Origin of the sequence: Methylobacterium indicum (genome assembly GCF_001043895.1) — a bacterium.
GTDB classification, from domain to species: domain Bacteria; phylum Pseudomonadota; class Alphaproteobacteria; order Rhizobiales; family Beijerinckiaceae; genus Methylobacterium; species Methylobacterium indicum.
The window spans coordinates 1-2,603 of sequence record NZ_JTHF01000354.1 but is presented as its reverse complement, the minus strand read 5'-3'; the positions used below and the strand labels follow the sequence as shown (position 1 = coordinate 2,603).

Sequence of the window (2,603 nt, the reverse complement as noted above, 5' to 3'; positions counted from 1 at the left end):
GGAGGAAACGCCCAAGAGGGCTGGCAAGTCCGCGACGCCATCGCGTCCTTGCGTGCCTCCTGTGTCGCACGCTCTTTCGCACCGCACAATCCGGGATTTCCGCAGGGGCTGACATGCGCCGGGCGCATGCGCATCCGGGAACCGATCCACGGGTCTCATCCGTCGACGCCGATCGCGAATTCCATTCCGCGGCCCGGGCCCTGATCGGCGTAGTCGAGGAGCGTGTAGCCGCGCTCGGCCAGCGCCGCCTCGAGGTCGTCCCGGTGGCGGCGGAAGAGCTGCCCGATCGCCAGCGGCGTCAGGCGCGGGCTCGCCCGGCGCAGGGCCTCGACGCCGATCTGGAGCGGCGCGCCCTCCCGGTCCGCGATGCGCACCAGCGCCGAGGCGAGTTCCGCCGCCTTCGTCTCCGCCGCCGATTTCGCCTTGAAGGCCATGGTCGTCCTCCTCGTGTGACGGGTCAGCCGCCGGTCAGCTGCTCGGCGAAGTCCTCCGGGATCTCCCCGAACTGGCCCAGGATCTCGACGCTCTCGAGTTCGCCGGTCTCGTCGTCGGCGACGATGCGCAGGGCCGCCGCGCCGGGCATCCGGCCGGCGATCGCCTCGGCGCGCTTGAGCGCGCCGCTCTCGGTCGGCGCCACGTCGCGCGTGCCGGGGCGCAACCGCTTGCGGTGCACCTCGAAGGTCTGCACCACGAAGGTCGTTCGCATCGCCATGTCCTGCGTCTCCCGTTCCCGTCACCCCGTGCCCGATACCGGCACGAAGCCCCGACCGGAAGTCGCCGGCCCAACGTTCTTCGTCCGTTCTAACAGGGCGGGCGGAGCGTCTCCACCCCGGCGGGTCGCGGCGGATGCGCCTGGATTAGGTCGTGCGGTCGAACGTCGGGTGCCGTCCGCGTCACCGAACTGTTGCTCGCCTGCCTCTATGTGCCGCCTTGGAAACATTCCAGGGACTTTCCCCATGGCCATCGGCCCCTCGACGACCCAGACCCCCTACCTGGTGCCGAGCACCGGCAATGTCAGCTTCACGTCGCTTCTCAGCGTCGGCGACACCGTGCCCGGCTCGGTCAAGGCGGACGGCACGCCCTGGCGCTTCGTCGGCATCCCGGACGGCATCGGCGCCTTCGACAACGGGGACGGCACCGCCACGGTGCTGGTCAACCACGAGATCGGCGCCACCTCCGGCGTGGTGCGGGCGCATGGCTCGGCCGGCGCCTTCGTCGACCGGCTGATCGTCGACAAGGCGAGCCTGAAGGTGCTCTCGGCGGGTGATCTCGGCACAAGCTATTACGGCTTCAACGCCGCGACCGGCAGCTACCAGAAGGCGACCACGGCGCTCGCCCGGCTGTGCTCGGCGGATCTGCCGGCGGTCTCGGCCTTCTACGACGCCTCGACCGGCCTCGGCACCCCGGCCCGCATCTTCATGAACGGCGAGGAGACCGGCGCCGAGGGGCGGGCGCTCGCCTGGGTGGTGAACGGTCCCGAATCCGGGCGGATCTACGAATTGCCTCGCCTCGGCAAGTTCTCGATGGAGAACTCTCTGGCGAACCCGGCCTCGGGCGTGAAGACGGTGACGATCGGCACCGACGATTCCTCGACCGGCCAGCTCTACGTCTATGTCGGCACCAAGCAGGCGACGGGCTCCGAGATCGACAAGGCCGGCCTGACCAACGGCAAGCTCTACGGCATCAAGGTCCCGAGCGTCCTCGTCGAGACCAACGCCACCTCGCTCGCCACGGCCGGCGCCGCCTTCTCGCTGCAGGAGATGGGCCCGAACGGCGACGTCTCGAAGATGACCGGCGCCCAGCTCCAGGCCGAGAGCGACGCGGAGGGCGTCACCACCTTCCTGCGGCCCGAGGACGGCGCCTGGGACCCGAGCAACCCCAACCGCTTCTACTTCAACACCACGAACGCCATCACCAGCCCGTCACGGCTCTGGGCGCTCGAGTTCACCGACGTCACCCGGCCCGAGCTCGGCGGCACCATCAAGGAGGTGCTGCGCGGGACCGAAGGGCAGGTCATGCTCGACAACATGACGGTGACCGCCGACGGGAAGGTCATCCTGCAGGAGGATCCGGGCAACAACGCCCGCATCTCGAAGGTCTTCCAGTACGATCCGGCCAACGGGTCCCTGACCGAGATCGCCCAGCACGATCCGGCCCGCTTCGGCACGCCGCCGACCGCGCCGTTCAACCAGGACGAGGAATCCTCCGGCATCGTCGACGTCAGCACGATCTTCGGCGGCCCGGGCCGGCAGGCCTTCCTGCTCGACACCCAGGCGCACTACACCCTGGGCGGCGAGCTGGTCGAGGGCGGCCAGCTGATGCTGATGACCCAGGACCGCTCGATCCGCGGCACGGACGGCAACGATACGCTGACCGGCAGCGCCATCGACGACCTGATCGACGGCGGCGCCGGCGACGACGTCATCTTCAACACGCCCGGCAACGACATCCTGCTCGGCGGCCGGACCCCGACCGGCCCGACCGGCACCGACACCCTGGTGTTCAATTCCAGGCTCGCCGATACCACCGTCACCCGCGACGGTGCCTACACCCTCATCACCGGACCCGAGGGCCAGGACCGGGTCACCGGCTTCGAGCGCTAC

Annotated in this window: 3 protein-coding genes; 1 reads left to right on the top strand and 2 read right to left on the bottom strand. The window is 69.7% G+C overall.

Annotated elements, in window-relative coordinates; translation table 11 throughout:
- Positions 1-155: 155 nt before the first annotated feature.
- Together QR78_RS29820 and QR78_RS29815 are read right to left on the bottom strand one after the other, a co-directional pair.
- The gene (locus QR78_RS29820; protein WP_048431250.1) at positions 156-434 is read right to left on the bottom strand and encodes a hypothetical protein; all 279 of its coding nucleotides are present in this window, start codon (positions 432-434) and stop codon (positions 156-158) included.
- A 23-nt stretch (positions 435-457) separates the two neighbouring features.
- The gene (locus QR78_RS29815; RefSeq protein WP_048431249.1) at positions 458-712 is read right to left on the bottom strand and encodes a hypothetical protein; all 255 of its coding nucleotides are present in this window, start codon (positions 710-712) and stop codon (positions 458-460) included.
- A gap of 244 nt (positions 713-956) precedes the next feature.
- Between QR78_RS29815 and QR78_RS29810 the strand changes: the two genes are divergently transcribed.
- A partial coding sequence (locus QR78_RS29810) for an alkaline phosphatase PhoX (RefSeq protein ID WP_053221164.1) occupies positions 957-2,603 on the top strand: 1,647 nt, incomplete at its 3' end.

Coding starts and splice junctions, on each gene's coding strand:
- QR78_RS29820 (WP_048431250.1), bottom strand. CDS start 434: ATGGCCTTCAAGGCGAAATCGGCGGCGGAGACGAAGGCGGCGGAACTC.
- QR78_RS29815 (WP_048431249.1), bottom strand. CDS start 712: ATGGCGATGCGAACGACCTTCGTGGTGCAGACCTTCGAGGTGCACCGC.